Raw genomic sequence first — 20,562 nt, 5'->3', positions numbered from 1 at the left:
CCTCTGGAAGCTGGAATTACAAGGGCTTGCCGATGAACTCAATCTGCCGATTCGGGTGTGCCACTTTCCTCCGGGCACCAGCAAATGGAACAAAATCGAGCACCGTCTGTTTTCCTATATCAGCATGAATTGGCGGGGGCGACCTTTGGTGAGTCACGAAGTCATTGTCAATTTGATCGCGGCTACAACCACCAGCAAAGGCTTGAAAGTGTACGCCGCCATTGATCCTACACCCTACCCCAAGGGTATCAAAGTCACTGACGCTGAATTCGCTACCATCCAAATTGATCGCGATAACTTCCATGGGGAATGGAATTACGTCATCTCACCAAACAAAAAGTCCATGTAGTTTATTTATGATTCCTAAGTACTTTATTTCTACTTTTTTCCATGGACAGCCTGACCAAAGAACATTTCTGGACAAGCATTTTTTTTTGTTGGGAACGGGCACCTTAGGCGCTATTGTCCTGCTTTTTTTTCAGCCCTATCCATCAGGAAATCTGGCCGTAGGGGCTGTATTTTTGCTCATATTGCCCTTTCTCTGGATGCTGGCCAATTATCCTGCACGTCTTGTCTATCCTTTGGCCACCGCTGGGTTTATGCTCGCTCTGGTAGGAACCAGCATGGGTTATGGACCATACGAGCACAGCCATACTTTGTATCCCGAAACCATGGCGCAAATGGTCGGTATCCTGCTGGAATCCATTGGCTTGATAGCTGCTGCCATGATGTATGAACGTAATCATGCCACCACCGCACTGGAAACCGCCAACCGTGAACTGGAACGACGCGTATTCGCCCGTTCACAGGATTTACAAATACGCAATCGTGAGCTGCAGATAAGGGATGCCTTTTTGCAATCAGTCACGGAAGTCAACCGACTGTTTGCCGCCATCGACCCGCTCGAATTATCGCTCATTCTCGACCGCTTTTGTGAGATTCTGGTTACCCGAATGCATTTGGCGGCAGCCTGGATAGGTGCGGTTGATGAACATACCGGCCTGATAAACATACCAGCCAAAGCCGGCGAATTGGCCACTCCACTCAGTAAATTACAATTATTTTGCTGGGCCACGGCAGAACATACCCAGTCGCCTTCCGGTCGGGCCATCACCGAAAATCGCACACTCCTGTTTGGTGCCCGTGATCCTCTATTTGAGCCCTGGCAGGATCTCATCAAAACACACCGTATGGGCGGCAGTATTTATACGCCTTTTGTCTGGCCAGATGGTCGGCGTGGCGTCATTGCCTTGTATCGTTTTGATGATAGCGTCTTTCCCAAAGCTATTATTGAGTTGCTTGAACGTCTCAGTGAAGACCTCACCGCCTTTTTGCGACAAAGAAAGGTCGCGCAGCAACTGGATGATGCGCGAATTTTACAAAAAACCATGCTCATCAGTGGTGATATTGCCCTGCAGGCACGAGAAGCGCCGCAGATGCTGCAGCAGATATGTGAAGAACTCATTCATAGTGGACTGTTCAATGCAGCATTTATCATTCGTCCTGACGAAAATGGCGTTTTTCAGGCACTTGCCCTGGCTGGTCATCATGTCGAGTGGATCTTGCAGCGGCGCTGGACCATCCATCCTGATGAGATTCCTGACGGCCAGTCTCTGACATCGCGGGCCTGGCGCAAGCGAGAAAAACTGATTGTTCAGGATTATCTGCGTGCCCTTGGCCCCGAAACTGACTGGTACGCTGAAGCCAGTCAGAATCAGTGGCGAGCCGCCGCAACTTTTCCCGTCTATCACCGCCAGGAATGCTGGGCCATGCTCAATGTCATTGGACCCCGTTCCGATCTTTTCAATCAGGAAATAACGGAAGTATTGCAACAAATTGCCCTGCTGGTGGGCCATGCTCTGGATGAAATTCATTTAAAAAACGAGTTATTGGAAGAACGGCAGAGACAAAGCCACCTGGCCCGCCATGATGCGTTGACCGGACTGGCCAATCGTCGGGGTTTCACCGAATTTTTGCATCCGGCCATGGCCAGGGCGCGCCGAAATGACCGACTGCTGGCCGTTGCCATGTTGGATCTGGATGACTTCAAGCCCGTCAACGATCAATATGGTCACGCAACGGGCGACTTGCTGCTGCAGGAAGTTGCTGCCCGGCTGCGTCAGGCACTCCGCCAGAGTGATTATCTCGCCCGACTCGGAGGGGATGAATTCGTTCTGGTCTGGGACAATCTGCAAAAACATGAGCAAATTCCCCCTGTCCTGGAAAAAATCGGGGAAATACTGGCAGCTCCCTATTTTCTCAATGGGTTACCCCAAATTCAGTTCGGCATCAGTGCAGGGATCACTTTTTATCCGCACTCGGAAAACGACGTAAGTAATGCCGATCTTCTGCTGCGTCAGGCCGATCATGCGCTCTATCAGGCCAAGCAGAACAAATTCCGACGCAAGCAGTTCTGGTCCATATTTGCCGAAGCACAAAATAGCGAACATTTACGCATTCAGACGCTTCTGCATGAAGGACAGATGGTACTTCAGTACCAACCCGTACTGGATTTACGACAGGAACGCATTGTCGGCGTCGAAGCCCTGGCACGTCTTAACAACAAAGCAGAAGCCATATCTCCCGGAAATTTTCTACCCTACCTTGAACCGGAGGATCAATGGCGACTGACCGAACTGGTGCTTGCGCAAATTGCTAAAGACTGGCAAGCCTGGAAAAAGGCCGGTATCAATCTCTGGATTTCATTAAACATTCTTCCCATGTCGCTGATAAACATTACAAATTTGAAACGTTTGCAGAATCTTTTAAATGACTGCGCAGTGCCATCCCATAGTTTGATTCTGGAAATTCTCGAAAGCGAAGAACTTCGATCTCTGGAATCCAGTGCGGAGTCCATCCGCATCCTGCAAAAACAGGGTTACCGCATTGGCCTGGATGATGTAGGAGCGGGTTATGCCTCTTTGCTTTATCTCAAGGAATTACCTGTCGATGAAATCAAAATTGATCAGGCCTTTGTGCGTAATCTGGGAGAAAACCCCAATGATCTGCACTTTCTCCGGGCCATACTGGATATAGGTATATCGCAAAATGTGGAAATCATCGTCGAAGGAGTGGAAAATCAGAGTATATTGAACGTATTGCGATTGATGCAGGCACCCATGCTGCAAGGTTATGCCGTGGCCCGTCCCATGTGGGCCAGTGAGCTGCCAGCATGGCTGAGTAGCGACACTCAGGCAATGAACGCAAACCACGAAATAAAATTCGATCTTCTCCAGTTATATGCTGAAGTCATTGACTATCAGAAAACCATTACCAATCTGTTAACCAGCAATCCAGACTGGTTCTTGCAGCTTTCCCCATGGTCAAGTTGCCACTGCCCTGTTCAACAGAGACTGAAGCAACTCAGCGCCATGGACCTCAGCGACCTTGAACAAGCCCATCATGATTATCATGCAATACTCGAAGGTCTAGTACCAACCCTTGAAAGTGGATCCGGTGTGGATATTTACCCCTTGCAGCGTCAGGGCGAGGTGGTTCTGCAGCAAATCACTCTGGCTATGCGTTTACAGCCCCGAAACTGAACAAACCGGGTCGCACATTGCCACGGGGGCCTTGAGGACCTATCTGCCATTTTTCTGCTAGACTGGGTGGATGACTTATTTACGTAAGCCAAATTACCGAGCTTTCCCAAAGTAGAGATCCATAAAATATGTCACTGGATACCACTCTGATTGGGGTTCCCGATGCCGCCCTGGACCCGCCTCACGGGGTGGAGGTCTGTCCGGATTGTGGACTGATTCAGCGTTTGCCGCCTCTACAAGGTCGCGGCAAGCTCGCCTGCCCGCGCTGTGGTCATATTATGGAACGCACCTCCGGTCGCAGCATCAACGCGGCCATGGCCATGACCTTATCGGCCCTGTTCCTGCTGATCCCTGCCAATTTCCTCCCATTGCTGTCCGTTGATATATTTGGCGTGCATCATCAAAGTGTGCTTGCGTCGGGCATCTGGGGAGTGGCTGCCCAAGGCTGGCCCGTGGTGGCGGTCATTCTGGCCCTGGAATTGCTCATCCTTCCCTTTTTACGCTTCAGCACTCTCGCCGCAGTATTACTCCAGCTGGACACCGGCTACCCAAAACCTTGGCTGGGTCGATTGTTTCGCTGGTCAGAATGGCTCGATCAATGGGCCATGCTGGATGTTTTTCTGATCGGCTTCGGTATCGGCTACGAACGGGTCGCGCCTTTCCTGCCGATTGAAGTCGGTACCGGTGGCTGGTGCGTGGTCGGGCTGGCCTTTCTCAGCATGCTGACGCGGGCGACTCTGGAAAGACGGGAAATATGGCGGCGTATCGGCCCCAATGTAGAATCTCTGGATCCGGACCAGGAATATTTAGGTTGTGGCCATTGCGGGATGCCCGTTGCCGCCCATCAGGAAGGACAAGCCTGCCCACGCTGCGCAGCCAGGGTCTGGTATTATAAACCCTACTCCACCATGCGGACCATGGCATTTACCCTGGCAGGTTTTTTTTGTTATCCCTTCGCCTATCTTTATCCTATGGAATATAACTACCAGTTAGGAAAAATGGAGGGCTATACAATCATGACCGGTGTCATGAAACTGATTGATGCGCACTTTCTGCTTTTTGCTGTCATTATTTTCATGGCCAGTATTGTCATTCCTTTTTTCAAGCTTTTTTCCTTGAGCTGGTTTTTTATTTCCGTACGAATCCACTCAGTCAAACAGCTCAGATTAAAAACCGCAATCTATCGTCTGATAAAAACCATTGGCCGCTGGTCCCATGTGGATGTGTTTACCGTTACTGTCTTTCTGCCCTTGATGCACTTATCCGGATTACTGGCGGTTTATGTGGGAGATGCACTTCCCGCTTTTCTCGCGGTAGTCGTCCTGACCATGATCGCGACAGAACTCTTTGATCCCCGCGCACTCTGGGCTACTTATTTAATGGAACCGCATGAATAATCCTTTGCCAAGCGCACAAATACGACGCTCCCGCTGGCCTGGTCTAATCTGGGCCGTGCCCTTGGCGGCCCTTGCCATTGTGGTCTGGCTGGCCCTACGCAGCTATATGGACCAGGGTCCGACGGTGACCGTACAGTTTGCGACTATGGGTGGCATCAAAGCTGACCATACCGTAGTGAAATATAGAGGTGTTACGGTTGGCCATGTTACCGCTGTCAAACTGTCAAAATCCCTGGATCAGATTTCGGTGACCATGCGTTTCGATAATTACATGGCGCATCATCTGGGCAAAGGCACACGCTACTGGATTGCCGGGGAGGAAGTCAGCTTTTCCAACCTCAGCTCCCTGAAATCCATCATCGCCGGCCCCTACATAGGCATTGATCCGCATCGTGGTCCCACACTCCATCATGTCATCGGACTGAATGAAGAACCTGTGCTGAAAAGCGAATCCAAAGGTATTACCCTCATTTTGCACGCACCGGAAAAAGGCAATATTTCTCGCGGAGCGCCCATTTTGTTCCGGGGGGAACAAGTCGGCGAAATACGCGGGGAAACCTTGCAAAAAAATGGGGATGGATTCGATATTTATGCCTTCATTCCCGAAACAAACCGGCATCTGGTCAATACGCGCAGCCGTTTCTGGAGTTCGGGTAACATTGCGGTCAGTCTGTTTGGTGAACACCCCGGCGTGCACATTCCTGCCATTCCGGCATTAATCAGCGGGGCCATCAGTTTTTCCACCCCCAAAACCGGCGGCAGCGTGGACAATAATGCGCAATTTCCCCTTTATGCCAGTGCTACTGCGGCTAAAAATGCGCCGGTCGAAAATGCCGTGGCCTATCAAATGCGCATGCCCGGAGGTCCACAGGGCTTGAAAACCGGTGCCGCCGTCATGCTGGAAGGGGCCCGTGTGGGCAGCGTCACGGCTGTGCATATGTTTTTTGATACCAAGCGCCAGGCACTCCTGACGGATATCGATATTAAAATCAACCCCGAGGCGATTCCGCTCCAGGGTGGGCAAGCCTGGGACATGGCCCATCCTTCCGCACAAATGAACGGGATTCTCCGCCACCTGATTGCCCAGGGCTTACGGGCGCAACTGGGGAGCACTGTTCCGATGCTGGGTTCCAGGGTGATTGATCTCAGTCTGGTTCCAGGTGCAAAAGCAGCCCGTTTGCTGCCGGGACACCCACCCATCATTCCCATGGTCCATGAAGCAGGCATTCAGGACAGTATTCACCAGTTGAATGACATACTGACCAAAATCCATGCACTTCCTCTGCAGAAAATTGCCGCCAATCTGGATCAACTCAGCCAGAATCTGGCGACCGTAAGCAGCTCTCCGCAAACCCGCGAGACCTTGCAACATGTGCAGCAGACCATGGCCCATCTGGATACGTTAACGCGCACGGCCAACCAGAAATTACCGGCCATCCTGAAATCACTGAAAGGGGCCAGCCAGGAGGCCCATGCCGCCTTGCAGGCAGGCAATGCCCTGCTCCATAGCCAGGGAAGCGCCGCCAATGCGCCAGAATCCACGACCCTCCCACGCGCTTTGTATGAATTATCACGAACCGCCCAGTCATTGCGGGAATTGACCGATTATTTGAACAGTCACCCCAATGCCCTGATTTTTGGAAAAAGACCATGACATTGCACAGAAAACTCCTCTTGTTGGGAATGGTGGCGGCGCTCGCTGGCTGCGCTTCCGTACCCACCCAGTATCTGACCCTATCCTCCCCATCTCCTGTTGCGGCCAGACAATCCTTGCAGGGCCAAGGACTGCCCATAGTCGTTGCGCATGTGCAGATGCCCGCAGATATTGACCGTCTTTACCTCACCACGCTCCAGGGTAAACATCGCCTGGACGTTGCCGGTCATGTCCGCTGGGCGGCGCCTCTGGGCGGTATGGCGCAAAAAGTGCTGGCCCAGGATCTGGCAAGCGCATTGCCGGATAAAACCGTGCTCATGCCCGGGGATCCCATACCGAATGGCCCTTATCTTCTGGTCAAAATCAACGTCCAGAGTTTCATCCCCAGTAATGATGGCAAGGTCTTTTTGCAGGCCGACTGGTTTATCAGCCGCATGCCCGATGGTCATCTCCAAACTCAGGGACGCAGTCATTTTTATCGGGACCATGTCGCGTCCAACCCCACAGTGCAGGCGACTGCAATGAGCCAGTTACTGGAAAGACTCTCCCGGGAATTGGCGCATCATTTGGGTTGAACATCCCGCAATAATCAGGAGGACTCTTTGCGTGAACGCCGGGGACGACGGGATTTACCACCCGTAGCCTGTCCTTCTGGCACTACTCGTTCAAAGTCAATTTTACGATCGTCCAGGTTGACATTCATCACCCGGATTTCTATGGCGTCACCCAACTGGAATGTTTCCTTACTGTGCTCACCAATAATACGGTAATGCTGCGCATCAAAATGGAAATAATCTTCACCAAGGGTGCTGATATGAATCAGACCTTCCACATACACCTCGCGCAGGGCAACAAACAGGCCAAAACCGGTCACGCCGGTAATAATACCGGTAAATGTTTCACCAATTTTATCCATCATGAATTCACATTTGAGCCAGTTTACTGCTTCACGACTGGCTTCATCTGCACGGCGTTCGGTCATGGAACAGTGCTGCCCCAACTCCTGCAATTCCTTTTTAGCCAACCAGCGTGGTTCCTGGATACCCGCATCCAGCAATGCCTGGATACCGCGATGAACCACCAGATCGGGATAGCGGCGAATGGGTGAGGTGAAGTGGGTATAAGCCGGAAAAGCCAAACCAAAATGCATTCCGGTATCCACGGTATAAAATGCTTGCGACAGGCTCCTTAAAATCACGGTCTGAATCAGACTGGAATCACTACGGTCACGGGTTTCTTCAATGATCTTCGCCAGATCGGCGCTACGCGGACGCTCCGGCAAGCGCAAGGGTACCCCAAGCTCTCCCAGAAAACGGCGTAAATCCTCCAGCTTGTCTGCGGAAGGCTCTGGATGGACCCGGTACAACATGGGCAAGTCATGAATCCGGAAATACTGGGCAGCACACACATTGGCCGCGAGCATGCATTCTTCGATAATACGATGCGCTACATTACGGGTAACGGCGACAATTTTTTCAATGCGTAACTGGTCATTGTAGATAATGCGCGTTTCCTGGGAATCAAACTCAATGGTCCCTCTTCGCTCCCTGGCCCCGGCAAAACTTTGATACAGGCGGTGTAACGCCTCCAGATGCGGCACCATAGCTGCATCCTGAGTACGCAACGCCTCATCCCCATCAAGAATGGCGGCCACTTCGTCGTAGGTAAAGCGGCGCTGGGAGCGCATGACCCCCCGGGCAAAACGAAAACGCTGAACCTCACCGGCCACATTCATCTCCATTTCGCAAAGCATACACAGCCGATCCACATGGGGATTCAGGGAGCACAAGCCGTTCGAAAGGATTTCCGGCAGCATCGGAATGACCCGACGCGGGAAATACACGGAATTACCCCGGGCAACCGCCTCTTTATCCAGAGCGGAGCCCGACTGAACATAACTGGCCACATCGGCAATGGCGACAATAAGGCGAAAACCGTCGGCAATTTCTTCCGCAAAAACCGCATCATCAAAGTCTTTGGCATCGGCACCATCAATGGTAACCAGGGGAAGATCACGCAAATCGCGGCGACCTGCTTTCATATCCTCGGGTACCACTTCGGAAAAACGCGCAGCCTCGTCCAGAACCGCCTGCGACCATTGATAAGGAAGGCCGTAATTACGCACCGCAATTTCCACTTCCATACCGGGTGCCATGTGTTCGCCAAGAATTTCCACAACCGATCCCTGGGGCATATTGCGACCATCCGGATACTGGGTAATATTTAGCGTCACAATCTGCCCATGCACCGGCGCCAGTTCACCTCCCTCCACCACCCCGAATTCATGGGAAATCCGCCGATCTTCAGGCACCACGTAATGGCTGCCACCATCGGCAAAATAACGGCCCACAATCTGTTTCAGAGCCCGCTCCAGGATGCGGACAACTGTACCTTCAATCCGTCCTCGCCGATCTTCGCCCACCGCCCGGCCAAGAATAGTATCTCCATGAAAAACTTTGCGCATTTCCCGGGGTGATAAAAAAAGATCTTTGCCCCCGGCTTCAGGAATCAAAAAGCCAAAACCATCGGGATGGGCGCTGACACTCCCCCGAATCAATTCCATGGCTTCGACAATACCGTAGGCTCCGCGTCGGTTGCGGACCAACTGACCATCTCTTTCCATGGCACGCAGGCGGCGACGCAAGGCTTCCTGGTCTTCTTCCTCGATTTCGAGCTCGGCAAAAAAATCTTCCAGCGTCAGAGGCTGTCCCGCTTCTTCCAGATACTGAAGAATGTATTCCCGACTGACGATAGGGCGTTCATATTTTTCTTTTTCCCGCTCGAACATGGGATCACGTTCACTCAGTGCTGCGGGCTCCTGGTTTTCAGGCATTGACAACTACTCCTTAATCAAAGATCATTCCGTCCACGCCGAGGTGGCGGAATTGGTAGACGCGCTAGGTTCAGGTCCTAGTGAGCGAAAGCTTGTGCTGGTTCGAATCCAGTCCCCGGTACCAAAAGCAAAGGGCAGACTTCAGGGTCTGCCCTTTTTTATATTTCCTATTCACAATACCCCGGACAGGAGAATGGTATCCTCACGGTCAGGACCCGTTGAAATGATCGCCAGAGGCCGTCCGGCACGCTCAGCAATAGCCTCCAGATACTGACGTGCGGTCTGGGGCAGATCTTCCCAGCGTCGGACTCCAGCAGTAGATTCCTGCCAGCCGGGAAAAGTCTCGTAAACCGGTTCACAGGCCGCCAGTGCTTCAGCACCGGAAGGAAGTTCATCCTGAACCACGCCCTTAACCCGGTAACCCACGGCGACCCGGATTTCCGCCAGACCGTCCAGGACATCCAGCTTGGTCATGCACAAGCCGGTCACTCCGTTGACGCGACAGGCAGCGCGCAAGGCCACCGCATCAAACCAGCCACAACGCCGGGCCCGCCCTGTGGTCGCACCCACTTCTGCCCCTCGTTCCGCCAGAAACACCCCGGTTTGGTCGAACAGCTCGGTGGGAAAAGGACCCGCGCCTACGCGGGTGGTATAGGCCTTGGTAATACCCAGAACATAACCCAGTTCAGCCGGCCCGACGCCACTTCCGGCGGATGCCGCGCCCGCAATCGTATTGGAAGAAGTCACATAGGGGTAAGTACCATGATCCACATCCAGCATGGTCCCCTGCGCACCTTCAAACAAAATTCTTGCGCCTTCTGACTGCAACTGTGCAAGACGCACGGATACATCAACTACCGTGGGAGCCAGCCGCTCTGCCAGACTCAGATATTGATCGAGAATGGCATCAAAATTCTCTGCTTTCTGCTTGAAATAATGCTGAAGCACAAAATTATGGTAATCCAGCGCTTCACCCAGCTTTGCGGCAAAACGCTCGCGGTGAAAAAGATCACCCACCCGCAAGGCGCGACGCGCGACCTTATCTTCATACGCAGGACCAATCCCACGACCGGTCGTACCAATTTTTGCATCTCCTTTGGCATGCTCACGAGCCAGATCCAGGCTTTTGTGATAAGGCATAATCAACGGACAGGCATCCGAAACAAAAAGGCGCGCATGCGCATCGGGCATCACGGGCAGCAATTCATCTAGCTCGGCAAAAAGCGCCAGCGGATCCAGAACCACGCCATTACCAATAAAGCAGGACACACCGGGTCGCAAAATGCCTGAAGGAATAAGATGCAGCACGGTTTTACGGTTGCCGATCACCAGCGTATGTCCGGCGTTATGCCCGCCCTGAAAACGCACAACCGCCTGGCAACGTTCTGTGAGCCAGTCCACAATTTTGCCTTTTCCTTCATCACCCCACTGCGTACCGATGATGACCACATTTGACTTATCAGACACGGAGCACTCCGCCAATAAAATGGAAAATAATTTTAACGTGCATTCAGGGAGCGCAGCACCCAACCCGCAGAAGAATGCTCCAGGAGGGCATCAAAACCCCGGTTTTTCAACTGCACTTCATCCGGCAACTCGCCCGCCAGAAAGTCTTGCGCCACCACATGCCCCTGCTGACGTTGCTCGGCAATAGCCTTCCATAAAGCCTGATCACTGCCGGCAGGCGCCCAGATACGTTGGTTCCTGCGCGATTCTGGAAGATCCCGCAGCAGAGGTTTCAGGTCCAGACTGAAACCGGTTGCCGGGCGACGCCGTCCAAATGCCGCACCGATATCATCATAGCGTCCACCACGAGCCAACGCTTCTCCACGTTGCGGCCCGAATAAAGAGAACAGCAGACCAGTATGGTAGAGATGACCACGAATTTCCGAAAGATCACATTGAATGTCGAGATCCGGGTAGCGCAGGTGCAGTGCTTCCCAAACAAAATGGAGATCATCCAGGGCCTTGCAAATGGCCGGGTGATGACCCAACTGCTGTCGCGCACGACTCAATACATCATGATCCCCTTGCAAACGGGCCAGGGCATCAAAATCAGCACAAAGGCTTTGTCCTGCGCCATGAATTTGCAGCCAGTGCCGGACATCCGGCCAGGCCTTGCGTTCTACATGCCGCAACAAATCATTGCGCTGGGTAGTGGCAAGGCCGGCCGCATCTGCCAGGGCCCGGGGAATGCTGACATGACCAATATCCAGCAAGAGGTTGGGGACCTGGCAGTGGCGTAAACTTTCCACCATCAGGGACAACACTTCGAGATCCCCTTCCGGTCCAGCGACGCCAAACAACTCAGCACCCACCTGAAAAGGTGCGCGGCTACCACCCAGCAAGTCAGGACGCGCTCGCAATACGGTTCCGGCATAGGCCAGACGGCGGATTTCTCCGGAGGCTGAAGTCTGGGCGTCAATGCGCGCCATCTGCGGAGTCATATCCGAGCGCAGGCCTACCAGACGACCACTATCCTGATCTAACAGTTTCCAGGTTTGCAGGTCCAGGTCAGCGCCACTACCGGTAAGCAAACTTTCCAGATGCTCCACCAAAGGGGGTGTTACCTGACGATAGCCCCACAGCGCATAGCGATCCAGAAGACTGCGTCGACAATGTTCAAGAGCATCTGTCCGTGCGGGCAGAACATCCTCGAAGCCGCTAGGCAAAAGCCAGGTCGGATGGTTTTCGCTGCGCATTATTTTCCCGCCTCATTCAAGGAATGCCGAAAATATTTGAAAAATGGAGAATCCGGGTTGAGTACCAGCACGGTTTTATCACTCAAAGCGTGACGATACGCTTCAAGACTGCGATAAAAGGCAAAAAATTTCGGATCCTTTCCATAAGCATCCCCGTAAATGGAGGCCGCTTCGGCATCACCCTGCCCCTTGATCTGCTCCTGTTGACGATAAGCATCAGCCAGAATGCTGGTTTTTTCTTTCTCGGCGCTGGCACGAATTTGCTCCGCATCAGCTTTACCTTGGGAATGGTAGGTATTGGCCTGCTGAGTTTGCTCCGCCTCCATGCGCTTGTAAGTTGCCTGCAGCAGTTCCGGGGGCAAGCCTACCTGCAAAATCCGCAAGTCCACCAGGCGAATGCCAAAAGTTGACAAGTGCTGGTCTGCCGCCTGCATGACCGGACTGGAAATTTCCTGCTGCCGGGCAGCAATGAGTGCCTCCATGGACATCGTCGCAATCTGACTGCGCAAAGCCGCGCGCAGAACATCGCCAATTTGGGTCTGGGCATTCGCCTGATCATGCAGCCGCGCATAATAAACTCCAGGATTCACCACCTGCCATTCAGCGAAATAACTCAGCAGTAAGGGCTTTTTGTCCTGGGTCAGAAAGGACTCCGGTTGCGGACTGTAATTTTGCAAGCGTTTATCCACATACTCCACATTTTGCAAAACCGGCCATTTCAAATAAAGACCGGGGGCCTTCTGCACACTGATTTGCTTGCCAAATTGCATGAGCAAGGCATTTTGTGACTGATTGACCGTATAAAAACTGGCAGAGGCCAGCAGCAGCACCGCGAGAAAAACAATCAGTACAGCCCATATCCAGTTTTTCATGAGCGCGCTCCTGAAACCGGCAGCACCGGTTGGCTGGCAGCACTGTCGGTATTAGCGACCGGAGCCGTACTGCGATCTGCAGCGGTGGCCGACGCTACCGAGCGTGTGCTCGCACTGGTCTGAGCGGCAGTTTTTTCGGGCATATGCAAATAAATCACTGCTTTTCCATGACTATCCATAATGACTTTTTGCGTGCTGCCAAGAATATCCTGCATGGTATGCAAATACATACGCTCACTCACCACCTGGGGGTTCTTCTGATAAGCCTGCAGCAAATCCGTAAAGCGGGCAGCATCGCCCTTGGCACGATCTACCACCTGCAACTTGTAGGCTTCGGCCGCTGTCACCATAGTGGCGGCTTCACCCTTGGCCTTGGGAATAATGCTGCTGGCATAGGATTCCGCCTCACGCCGGGATCGGGCCATATCCTCGCGGGCAGTCATCACGTCGGTGTAGGAAGCCTGCACCGGTTTGGGAAGATGAATGCTGAGAATCTGCACTGCGTTGATCGTCACGCCAGCATGTAATCCCGTCAGCAAATTCTGGCTACTTTGCTGGATCTGCTGGGCCATGGCGCTTTGATCCACATGCATCAAGGCTTTCAACTGGCTTTTCCCCACGGCATTGCGCATGGCAGACAAAGCCGCATAGCGAATCAACTGCTCTGGATTGGTGCTGGAAAACAGGTAATGACTGGCATTGCTGATACGGTAATCCACGGCAAAGTGAACATCCACCACGTCACCATTGGCCGTCAGCATCATTCCTGGATTCAGGGTATCCACGGCGCCACTGTAACCCAAAACAATCCGCTGATTCTCTGCGGTTCTGAGTAAGGAAACGCTTTCAAAAGGCACAGGCAAGTGATAATGAAGGCCCGGCTGGGTAATGCCGACTTCCTTGCCAAAACGCAGCACCACGCCTTCGGCATTGGGTCCGACAATATAAATGCCCGATGCAATCCAGAATAAAATCAGTACGCCGATAATAATGATGGGCAAACGGTGCAGCCAGCGCGGATCCCACTTGGGACCTCCAGAACCCCGACCTTTGCCGGAACCCAGCAAAGCACCCAGTTTTTTCAACTCCTGGGTAATTTTCTGAATGTCAAAAGCAGGCTTTTGTGGGTTGGGACGCCGTCCCCAGGGGTTGTTATTATTATTGTTGTTGTTTCCGTTTCCGCCCGGATCACTCCACGGCATACCAATCTCCTTCCTTGATTATTTCGGGTATTGTAGAGGTCGGGTCCTGCGCCTGACAACCATGGTCACGCATTTGCGCGCGCAGACGACGCCATGCCAGATCATCAATATCAAAAACCATCCGGGTTTTACCTTCCTCGTCAAAATCTTCGTCGATGACACTGGCCAGACGATGCAAACAGGCACGCAAAGCGCCCTCCTCAGGACTCAGCAGCAGCTCGACGCGCAAAATAGAGCGACCAACCCGTTCGAGAATAGCTTGCAGCAACGCATCAAGACCTGCACCGCTCCGGGCACTGACATTCACCGCAATCAATGTTCCCGAAGCATCATACAGACCTCCAATCGCTTCACCCGTCATGTCAACCTTGTTGAAAACCACCAGCACCGGCAGAGTATCCGCTGCAATTTCTTTAAGGACTGATTCGACTGCAGCCATTTGCGTATCACGGTCCACCGCGCTGCCATCTACTACGTGCAAGAGCAATTGCGCCTGATTCACCTCTTCCAGCGTTGCCCGAAATGCAGCAATCAGATCCGTCGGCAAGTCACGCATGAAGCCCACCGTATCGGCAAGCAACACCGCATCCTGCCCGGCAACCTGCAAACGGCCAATAGCCGGGTCCAGGGTCGCGAATAAACGATTTGCCGCATAATTACTGCGCTCGGTCAGGGCATTGAACAAAGTGGATTTACCCGCATTGGTATAGCCCACCAAAGCCACGGTCGGCAACGGAGCGCGCTGCCGGGCCCGGCGCTGGGTCGCCCGATGGGCAGCTACCTTGACCAGCTTGTGCCGCAGGGACTGAATACGATCTCCAATCAGGCGACGGTCTGTCTCCAGCTGTGTTTCACCAGGACCGCGCAAGCCAATGCCTCCGCGTTGCCGCTCCAGATGGGTCCAGCCACGAATCAGGCGCGTCCGCAAGCGGGTCAATTGAGCGAGCTCGACCTGTAATTTGCCCTCATGAGTCCGGGCACGCCGTGCAAAAATATCCAGAATCAACCCGACCCGATCAATCACCCGGCACTGCAAGGCCCGCTCCAGATTGCGCTCCTGCACTGGACTTAACGATCGATCAAACAAAACCAGATCCGCTGCCACTTCACGCACCTTTTCGGCCAGTTCCTGCACTTTGCCACTACCAATAAAAGTTGCCGGATCAGGGCGATTGCGGGTCACAGGGATTAACTCCAGAACATCCGCGTCGCTGTCGGTAGCCAGATGAAAAAATTCGGCCCCGTCGTCGAGATCCACTTCGCCATGTAATATCACATGGACCAGAAGGACCCGCTCACGGGGCGCGTCTACTGCAACTGCACTATGGGTCAGAATCAGGCCTCTTCTTCTGTCGCCGTCGCCTCACCTTCGCCCTCAGGCAAAGGCAAGCGTACATCACGACCGGGAACCACCGTAGAAATGGCATGTTTGTAAATCATTTGGCTGACATTATTCCGCAACAAAACAACGAACTGATCGAAGGATTCGACAAATCCCTGCAACTTGATCCCGTTGACCAGATAGATGGCGACGGGAACGTGTTCCTTACGCAGCAAATTAAGAAAAGGATCCTGAAGAATTTGTCCTTTTTGTTGACCGGCCATTTTTTATCTCCTTGACTATGCTTCATGGCGCTTTTAGGGTAGTGAAAAGCCTGCGGGACAGATTTCACTGCATGGAACTTAGACTAGCTCAAAATAGACGGGAAAGCCATGCTTATAAGGTCCACTCATTCATTCATATTCATGATGGACTGAAGTGACTGCGGCCAGCGATCCAGCCGTGAATGATTGACCTGCAGCCTGCTTGCCATTAGCTTAGAATCGAAACCTGCCTGTCATCCGGATAGTCATGACGGTGGAAGGTTCCTAAATTCAAGGAGAAGCAATTAGTGGACAAAACGGCCATCGATGATAAGGCGCTCCGTAGTCGCGTGAAATTACTGGGCAATCTGCTCGGTGAAGTCTTGCGCGAGCAGGCCGGAACCCGGGTTTTCAACGCCGTGGAACAGCTTCGCCAAGGCTATATCCGCCTCCATAAAAAAGAAGATTCCCGCCTACGGGAACGGCTTGCCCGCTTCATAGACGCCTTACCCCAGGATGATCTGGTCCTGGTAATTCGTGCCTTCAACACCTATTTCAGTCTGGCCAACATTGCCGAAGAAGAATCCCAGCATCTGCAACGCCGTCGCCTTTTACAAAAAGGCGACGGACTGTGGACGGGATCCTTTGAAGAAACCTTCCGCTCCCTCCAGCAACAGGGCATCACCTCCGGGCAGATTCAGTTTTTGCTCGATCAAACCCGATATCTCCCCGTTTTTACCGCGCATCCCACCGAATCCAAAAGACGCACGGTCCTGCATGGACTGCGCCGCATTTTCGTGGTCAGCCAAACACTTGATGACCCCAGCCTGAACGACGAAGAAGAAAAAGAAGTCATCGACAATTTGCGGGCACAAATCCAGATCCTCTGGGAAACCGAAGAAGTCCGCACGAATAAACCCCAGGTTCAGGATGAAGTGGAGAACGGTTTATTCTTCTTTCGCGACAGCCTGTTCAAAGCCGTACCCATGACCTATCGCGCCGCTCGTCGTGCTGCTCGACGGGTATTTGCCAACACTGACATCGACATTCCCGCGTTTATTCGCTTTGGTTCATGGATTGGCGGAGATCGGGATGGCAACCCCAACGTCACTGCCGCCATCACCAGTTGGGCCTTGCGTACCCAGAGTGTCGAGGTCCTCAAGGAGTATCAGCAACGGCTTAGCGGGCTTTATCAATTGTTGGGGCATTCCAGCCGGTTTTGCGGCATTTCGCCGGTCCTGCTCGCCTCTCTGGAACGCGACGCCGATGATTTTCCGGAACTGGCCGAATGGGTAGATCAGCGCTTCCCCAGTGAACCCTACCGCCGCAAGCTGCGCTACATGATGACCCGGCTGGATTTGCGCCTGCGGCAGCTGGAAAACGGCCAGATCATGAATGAATCCGCTGGCCCGGCTTATGGATCAGCCGAAGCCTTTCTGGATGACCTGCTCCTGGTCCGTGACTCCTTGCGCGGTCACAATGATGATTACATCGCTGATCATGATATTCAGGATATAGTCTGGCTGGTACAGACATTTGGTTTTCATCTGGCCAATCTCGATATTCGCCAGGAATCCACCGTGCATTCCCGAACCATTTCTGAACTATATGCAGGTGTCCCGGGTTTTGCCGGTTACCTTGAAATGTCTGAAGAAGCCAGACTGACAACCCTGACGGAAGCCCTCAAACGTCCCGGTCCGCTGGTTGAGCAGCATCCTGAACTTTCGCCACTGGCTGCCGAAACCTGCGCCATTTTTCGCTGTATCGCCCAACTTCGTCGCGAAGTCAGTGCTTCCGGATTTGGAAATTACGTGATTTCCATGACCCACGAAGCCAGTCATATTCTTGAAGTGCTGGTGCTGGCCAAGGAATTCGGGCTGGCAGGCTGGTCGCGACAGGGGCTTTACAGTGAAATTGCCGTCACCCCACTGTTTGAGACCATTCACGATCTGGAGCGCATGGATGCCGTCGTTTCCACGCTGCTCGATAACCCGGTTTATACCGAAATCCTCAGCAGCCAGGAAAACACCCAGGAGGTCATGCTCGGATACTCCGATTCCTGCAAGGACGGCGGTATTTTATCGTCCAGTTGGTCGCTGTATCAGGCCCAGCTGCGCCTGGCCGCCATTGCTGACAAACGTAATATCCAAATTCGCGTGTTTCATGGTCGTGGCGGCAGCGTTGGTCGCGGTGGGGGTCCCACCTATGAAGCTATTCTGGCGCAACCGCCTGATACCGTTCGTGGGCAAATCAAGATCACTGAACAGGGTGAAGTCCTGTCCTTCAAATATGCCAACCTCGAAACCGCTGTATACGAGTTAACCGTCGGCACCGCCGGCCTCATCAAAGCCAGCATTGGCCTGGTACGCTCGGCCACCCCCGACAACCCGGCTTATCTCAAGGTCATGACGGAGCTCACCCATCTGGGCGAAAAGGCCTATCGTGACCTTACGGAAAACACTCCGGGGTTTCTGGATTATTTTTACGAAGCGACCCCGCTGAATGAAATAGCGCACATGAACATTGGCTCACGCCCCTCCCATCGGCAGCGCAGTGACCGCTCCATGGGCTCGATTCGAGCGATTCCGTGGATATTTGCCTGGGCACAGTCCCGCCATATTCTTCCGGCATGGTTCGGGCTGGGTTCTGCTATTGCCCAATGGCGGGTGGATAAACCCGAACGACTGGAAATTCTTCAGGACATGTATCAGCACTGGCCTTTTTTCCACGCCCTGATGGGCAACATCAGCATGGCCATGTCTAAAACCGACATGGCGCTGGCAGGAGAATATGCCGGTTTACCGCTTGATCAGGAGCTCGCCACGTCAGTTTTCCAGAAAATCCGCCGGGAGTTTGAGCTGAGCCTTGGAGAAATGCTGGCCATGGCTGGAACCGAGCAGCTTCTTTCCGATAATCCTGGTCTCGCTTTTTCTTTGCAGCGTCGTAACGTATACATGGAACCCCTGAATCATATTCAGCTCGCCCTGCTCCGCCGTTACCGCAATGATGATGCACCGCCGGAATTCCGGGAAATATGGCTGGATCCCCTGCTGCGCACCATCAACGCCATCGCAGCCGGACAACGCAATACCGGCTGAGAAAAGTGTTCCATGTCACTACCTGAACTGATTCTGGCCTCCACCAGCCCGTACCGAAAGGCATTGCTGCAGCGTCTGCAAATTCCCTTTCGCTGCGTAGCTTCCCAGGTTGATGAAAGCCCGCTTCCGGAGGAAACCCCGGAACAACTGGTGGCGCGTCTGGCTTTGGCCAAAGCCCACACCGTATTAGTCCACCACCCTGAAGCATTGGTTATCGGCGCTGATCAAATGGCTTGTTGCGCCGGTCGGGTTCTGGGAAAGCCAGAATCGGCAGCCAGGGCCGAAGAACAACTGCAATGGATGCAAGGTCGTCGGGTCGAATACCTCAATGGTGTTGCCATAGCTGATGCCAGCGGCGCGGAGCAGTTCATCGTTCCCTATTATCTGACCTTACGCGCACTAAGCCCGGAGGATATTCGCCGCTATATTGAAAAAGATCAGCCCCTCGACTGTGCTGGAAGTTTACGTTCTGAAGGTCTGGGGATCAGCCTGCTGGAAAAAATGGAAGGAGCAGACCCCAACGCCCTGATGGGAATGCCACTGCTGAGCATTTCCGAAGTGTTGCGGCGCCGGGGATATGCATTGCCCTGAGATCAGAAACTGACAATCGGGGTGGGATGCCTTGCAGCGGGTCCGACCAGCCAGGAAGCAAAAAGGGCGACTTATCCAGTCGCCCTTTCTTTTAAGCAAATAACAAAGGGTCAGCCCCAGCCATCGCCGCCATCATCCATGCCGAAATCATCATTACTGGCTAGCTGGTCATTGCCCCAGGAATTATCGGTCAGGCCCAGGTCGTCATTGCCTGATGCGTTAGCTTGTGTTCCGGCAGCCTCGTGACCACCGAACAAACTTCCAGCAAGCGCCTGCCCGGCAGCCAGCCCGGCACCCACCCCGACTCCGGTAGCAATTCCCGATGCGAGACTAGAGCCCAAGCCACCACCCTGTTGAGGCACACCCCCCATCGGGCCGCCAGGATATCCCGGACCATTGGGTCCATAGCCACCATTCATGCTGCCAAAAGGCCCCGGGGTCGGCCCACCCCGATACATCAGTTGTGCATTCTGCCGACGCCGCCGTAAAAACATGGAGATCACCGCAATCAGCAAAATCAGACCCAGAAAAAAGACCAAAGCAGAACCCCAGGAACTCTTTTTTTCCGTCGTCGGCCTGGTCACGGCCTGACTATGACTCTTTACGGATTTTTTGAATTTCTGCAAGACTTCCGGCTTGACGAAAGGCATGGCCGGAGCCAGTTGTTCAGATTTCTGCAGGGCTACTGCGGCTTCTGACCATTTACCCTGACGCGCCAGGATTCTCGCCTCCAGGTATTGCGCCTCCGCAGAATTTGGATGTGTACCAAGCACCTCCTGCATCATGCTTTGTGCCTGATCCAGATGACCACTTTGAATGGCTTGAGTCACCTGTGTGACAGAAGGTTCGGCCCACGCTAATGGTGCCGTGACTATACTGACAAGCAGGATGCTTGTTCCCAAAAATTTTTTATTCATTCGCTCCCCCAATAAAAATGTTGCCGAGTTAATATGGGGTGAAATTCTGCAAGAATCAAGCGTTCTGTAGCATTTTGTAACCTTCTATATTCATGCCACAATTTAGCTTGAATGACTGGACAGGGGTGACCGTAGAGGATGCCCGTCATGGTTCTATAGCTTGAACAGGC

Annotated in this window: 15 protein-coding genes and 1 tRNA gene; 8 read left to right on the top strand and 8 right to left on the bottom strand. The window is 53.2% G+C overall.

Annotated features, from left to right (window positions below; translation table 11 throughout):
- From H7F11_RS04725 to H7F11_RS04705, 5 genes are all read left to right on the top strand, one after another.
- Window positions 1-349: ISAzo13-like element transposase-related protein (locus H7F11_RS04725; protein ID WP_413773187.1), on the top strand; the 349-nt coding region annotated here is incomplete at its 5' end.
- Between the two features lie 7 nt (window positions 350-356).
- Complete coding sequence (locus H7F11_RS04720) at window positions 357-3,542, top strand: EAL domain-containing protein (protein WP_193658016.1); 3,186 nt, start codon at window positions 357-359, stop codon at window positions 3,540-3,542.
- Window positions 3,543-3,670: 128 nt separating this feature from the next.
- A complete protein-coding gene (locus H7F11_RS04715; RefSeq protein ID WP_193650782.1) occupies window positions 3,671-4,939 on the top strand; it encodes a paraquat-inducible protein A in 1,269 nt (422 codons plus the stop codon).
- A complete protein-coding gene (locus H7F11_RS04710; protein ID WP_193650781.1) occupies window positions 4,932-6,593 on the top strand; it encodes an intermembrane transport protein PqiB in 1,662 nt (553 codons plus the stop codon). The genes H7F11_RS04715 and H7F11_RS04710 overlap by 8 nt, the downstream gene beginning before the upstream one ends.
- Window positions 6,590-7,168, top strand: coding sequence for a membrane integrity-associated transporter subunit PqiC (locus H7F11_RS04705; RefSeq protein ID WP_193650780.1), 579 nt, complete (start codon window positions 6,590-6,592; stop codon window positions 7,166-7,168). The genes H7F11_RS04710 and H7F11_RS04705 overlap by 4 nt, the downstream gene beginning before the upstream one ends.
- Before the next feature lie 14 nt (window positions 7,169-7,182).
- Here the strand turns inward: H7F11_RS04705 and rnr are convergent, their stop codons facing one another.
- Window positions 7,183-9,426: a ribonuclease R gene (rnr, locus tag H7F11_RS04700; protein WP_193650779.1), complete on the bottom strand. Its 2,244-nt coding sequence runs from the start codon at window positions 9,424-9,426 to the stop codon at window positions 7,183-7,185.
- Between the two features lie 37 nt (window positions 9,427-9,463).
- On the opposite strand from rnr, the gene H7F11_RS04695 reads away from it, so the two are divergent.
- A tRNA-Leu gene (locus H7F11_RS04695) sits at window positions 9,464-9,550 on the top strand.
- Window positions 9,551-9,597: 47 nt separating this feature from the next.
- On the opposite strand, the gene H7F11_RS04690 is transcribed toward H7F11_RS04695, so the two are convergent.
- The 6 genes from H7F11_RS04690 to hfq are packed head-to-tail and all read right to left on the bottom strand — an operon-like array spanning window position 9,598 to window position 15,807.
- The gene (locus H7F11_RS04690; RefSeq protein ID WP_193650778.1) at window positions 9,598-10,893 is read right to left on the bottom strand and encodes an adenylosuccinate synthase; all 1,296 of its coding nucleotides are present in this window, start codon (window positions 10,891-10,893) and stop codon (window positions 9,598-9,600) included.
- Window positions 10,894-10,925: 32 nt separating this feature from the next.
- Window positions 10,926-12,128 (bottom strand): ATP phosphoribosyltransferase regulatory subunit, encoded by a 1,203-nt coding sequence (locus tag H7F11_RS04685; RefSeq protein WP_193650777.1) that lies wholly within the window; start codon window positions 12,126-12,128, stop codon window positions 10,926-10,928.
- Window positions 12,128-13,000, bottom strand: a complete 873-nt coding sequence (hflC, locus tag H7F11_RS04680; protein WP_010636780.1) for a protease modulator HflC — start codon at window positions 12,998-13,000, stop codon at window positions 12,128-12,130. The genes H7F11_RS04685 and hflC overlap by 1 nt, the downstream gene beginning before the upstream one ends.
- Window positions 12,997-14,202, bottom strand: coding sequence for an FtsH protease activity modulator HflK (gene hflK / locus H7F11_RS04675; protein WP_193650776.1), 1,206 nt, complete (start codon window positions 14,200-14,202; stop codon window positions 12,997-12,999). Before hflK ends, hflC begins: the two co-directional genes overlap by 4 nt.
- Window positions 14,189-15,535, bottom strand: a complete 1,347-nt coding sequence (gene hflX, locus H7F11_RS04670; RefSeq protein ID WP_227485257.1) for a ribosome rescue GTPase HflX — start codon at window positions 15,533-15,535, stop codon at window positions 14,189-14,191. Before hflX ends, hflK begins: the two co-directional genes overlap by 14 nt.
- A gap of 2 nt (window positions 15,536-15,537) precedes the next feature.
- Window positions 15,538-15,807: an RNA chaperone Hfq gene (gene hfq / locus H7F11_RS04665; protein WP_193650775.1), complete on the bottom strand. Its 270-nt coding sequence runs from the start codon at window positions 15,805-15,807 to the stop codon at window positions 15,538-15,540.
- A 287-nt stretch (window positions 15,808-16,094) separates the two neighbouring features.
- Here hfq and ppc point away from each other — a divergent pair, with 287 nt between their 5' ends.
- Both ppc and H7F11_RS04655 read left to right on the top strand, forming a co-directional pair.
- On the top strand, window positions 16,095-18,884 hold the full coding sequence (gene ppc, locus H7F11_RS04660; protein ID WP_193650774.1) for a phosphoenolpyruvate carboxylase: 2,790 nt from the start codon (window positions 16,095-16,097) through the stop codon (window positions 18,882-18,884).
- 12 nt (window positions 18,885-18,896) lie between these two features.
- The gene (locus H7F11_RS04655) at window positions 18,897-19,475 is read left to right on the top strand and encodes a Maf family protein (RefSeq protein ID WP_193650773.1); all 579 of its coding nucleotides are present in this window, start codon (window positions 18,897-18,899) and stop codon (window positions 19,473-19,475) included.
- A 110-nt stretch (window positions 19,476-19,585) separates the two neighbouring features.
- Here the strand turns inward: H7F11_RS04655 and H7F11_RS04650 are convergent, their stop codons facing one another.
- The gene (locus H7F11_RS04650; RefSeq protein ID WP_193650772.1) at window positions 19,586-20,392 is read right to left on the bottom strand and encodes a tetratricopeptide repeat protein; all 807 of its coding nucleotides are present in this window, start codon (window positions 20,390-20,392) and stop codon (window positions 19,586-19,588) included.
- Between the last annotated feature and the right edge of the window lie 170 nt (window positions 20,393-20,562).

This window comes from Acidithiobacillus sp. HP-2 (genome assembly GCF_015100155.1).
GTDB lineage: Bacteria > Pseudomonadota > Gammaproteobacteria > Acidithiobacillales > Acidithiobacillaceae > Acidithiobacillus.
Note: the sequence above shows the minus strand (reverse complement) of the source record. Positions and strands in the feature narration are given on the sequence as shown.

Bases quoted from the DNA above. Each gene is read 5' to 3' on its own strand.
- hfq (WP_193650775.1), bottom strand. From the start codon at position 15,807: ATGGCCGGTCAACAAAAAGGACAAATTCTTCAGGATCCTTTTCTTAAT.
- rnr (WP_193650779.1), bottom strand. From the start codon at position 9,426: ATGCCTGAAAACCAGGAGCCCGCAGCACTGAGTGAACGTGATCCCATG.
- H7F11_RS04655 (WP_193650773.1), top strand. From the start codon at position 18,897: ATGTCACTACCTGAACTGATTCTGGCCTCCACCAGCCCGTACCGAAAG.
- hflC (WP_010636780.1), bottom strand. From the start codon at position 13,000: ATGAAAAACTGGATATGGGCTGTACTGATTGTTTTTCTCGCGGTGCTG.
- H7F11_RS04715 (WP_193650782.1), top strand. From the start codon at position 3,671: ATGTCACTGGATACCACTCTGATTGGGGTTCCCGATGCCGCCCTGGAC.
- H7F11_RS04720 (WP_193658016.1), top strand. From the start codon at position 357: ATGATTCCTAAGTACTTTATTTCTACTTTTTTCCATGGACAGCCTGAC.
- H7F11_RS04705 (WP_193650780.1), top strand. From the start codon at position 6,590: ATGACATTGCACAGAAAACTCCTCTTGTTGGGAATGGTGGCGGCGCTC.
- hflK (WP_193650776.1), bottom strand. From the start codon at position 14,202: ATGCCGTGGAGTGATCCGGGCGGAAACGGAAACAACAACAATAATAAT.
- H7F11_RS04650 (WP_193650772.1), bottom strand. From the start codon at position 20,392: ATGAATAAAAAATTTTTGGGAACAAGCATCCTGCTTGTCAGTATAGTC.
- H7F11_RS04685 (WP_193650777.1), bottom strand. From the start codon at position 12,128: ATGCGCAGCGAAAACCATCCGACCTGGCTTTTGCCTAGCGGCTTCGAG.
- H7F11_RS04710 (WP_193650781.1), top strand. From the start codon at position 4,932: ATGAATAATCCTTTGCCAAGCGCACAAATACGACGCTCCCGCTGGCCT.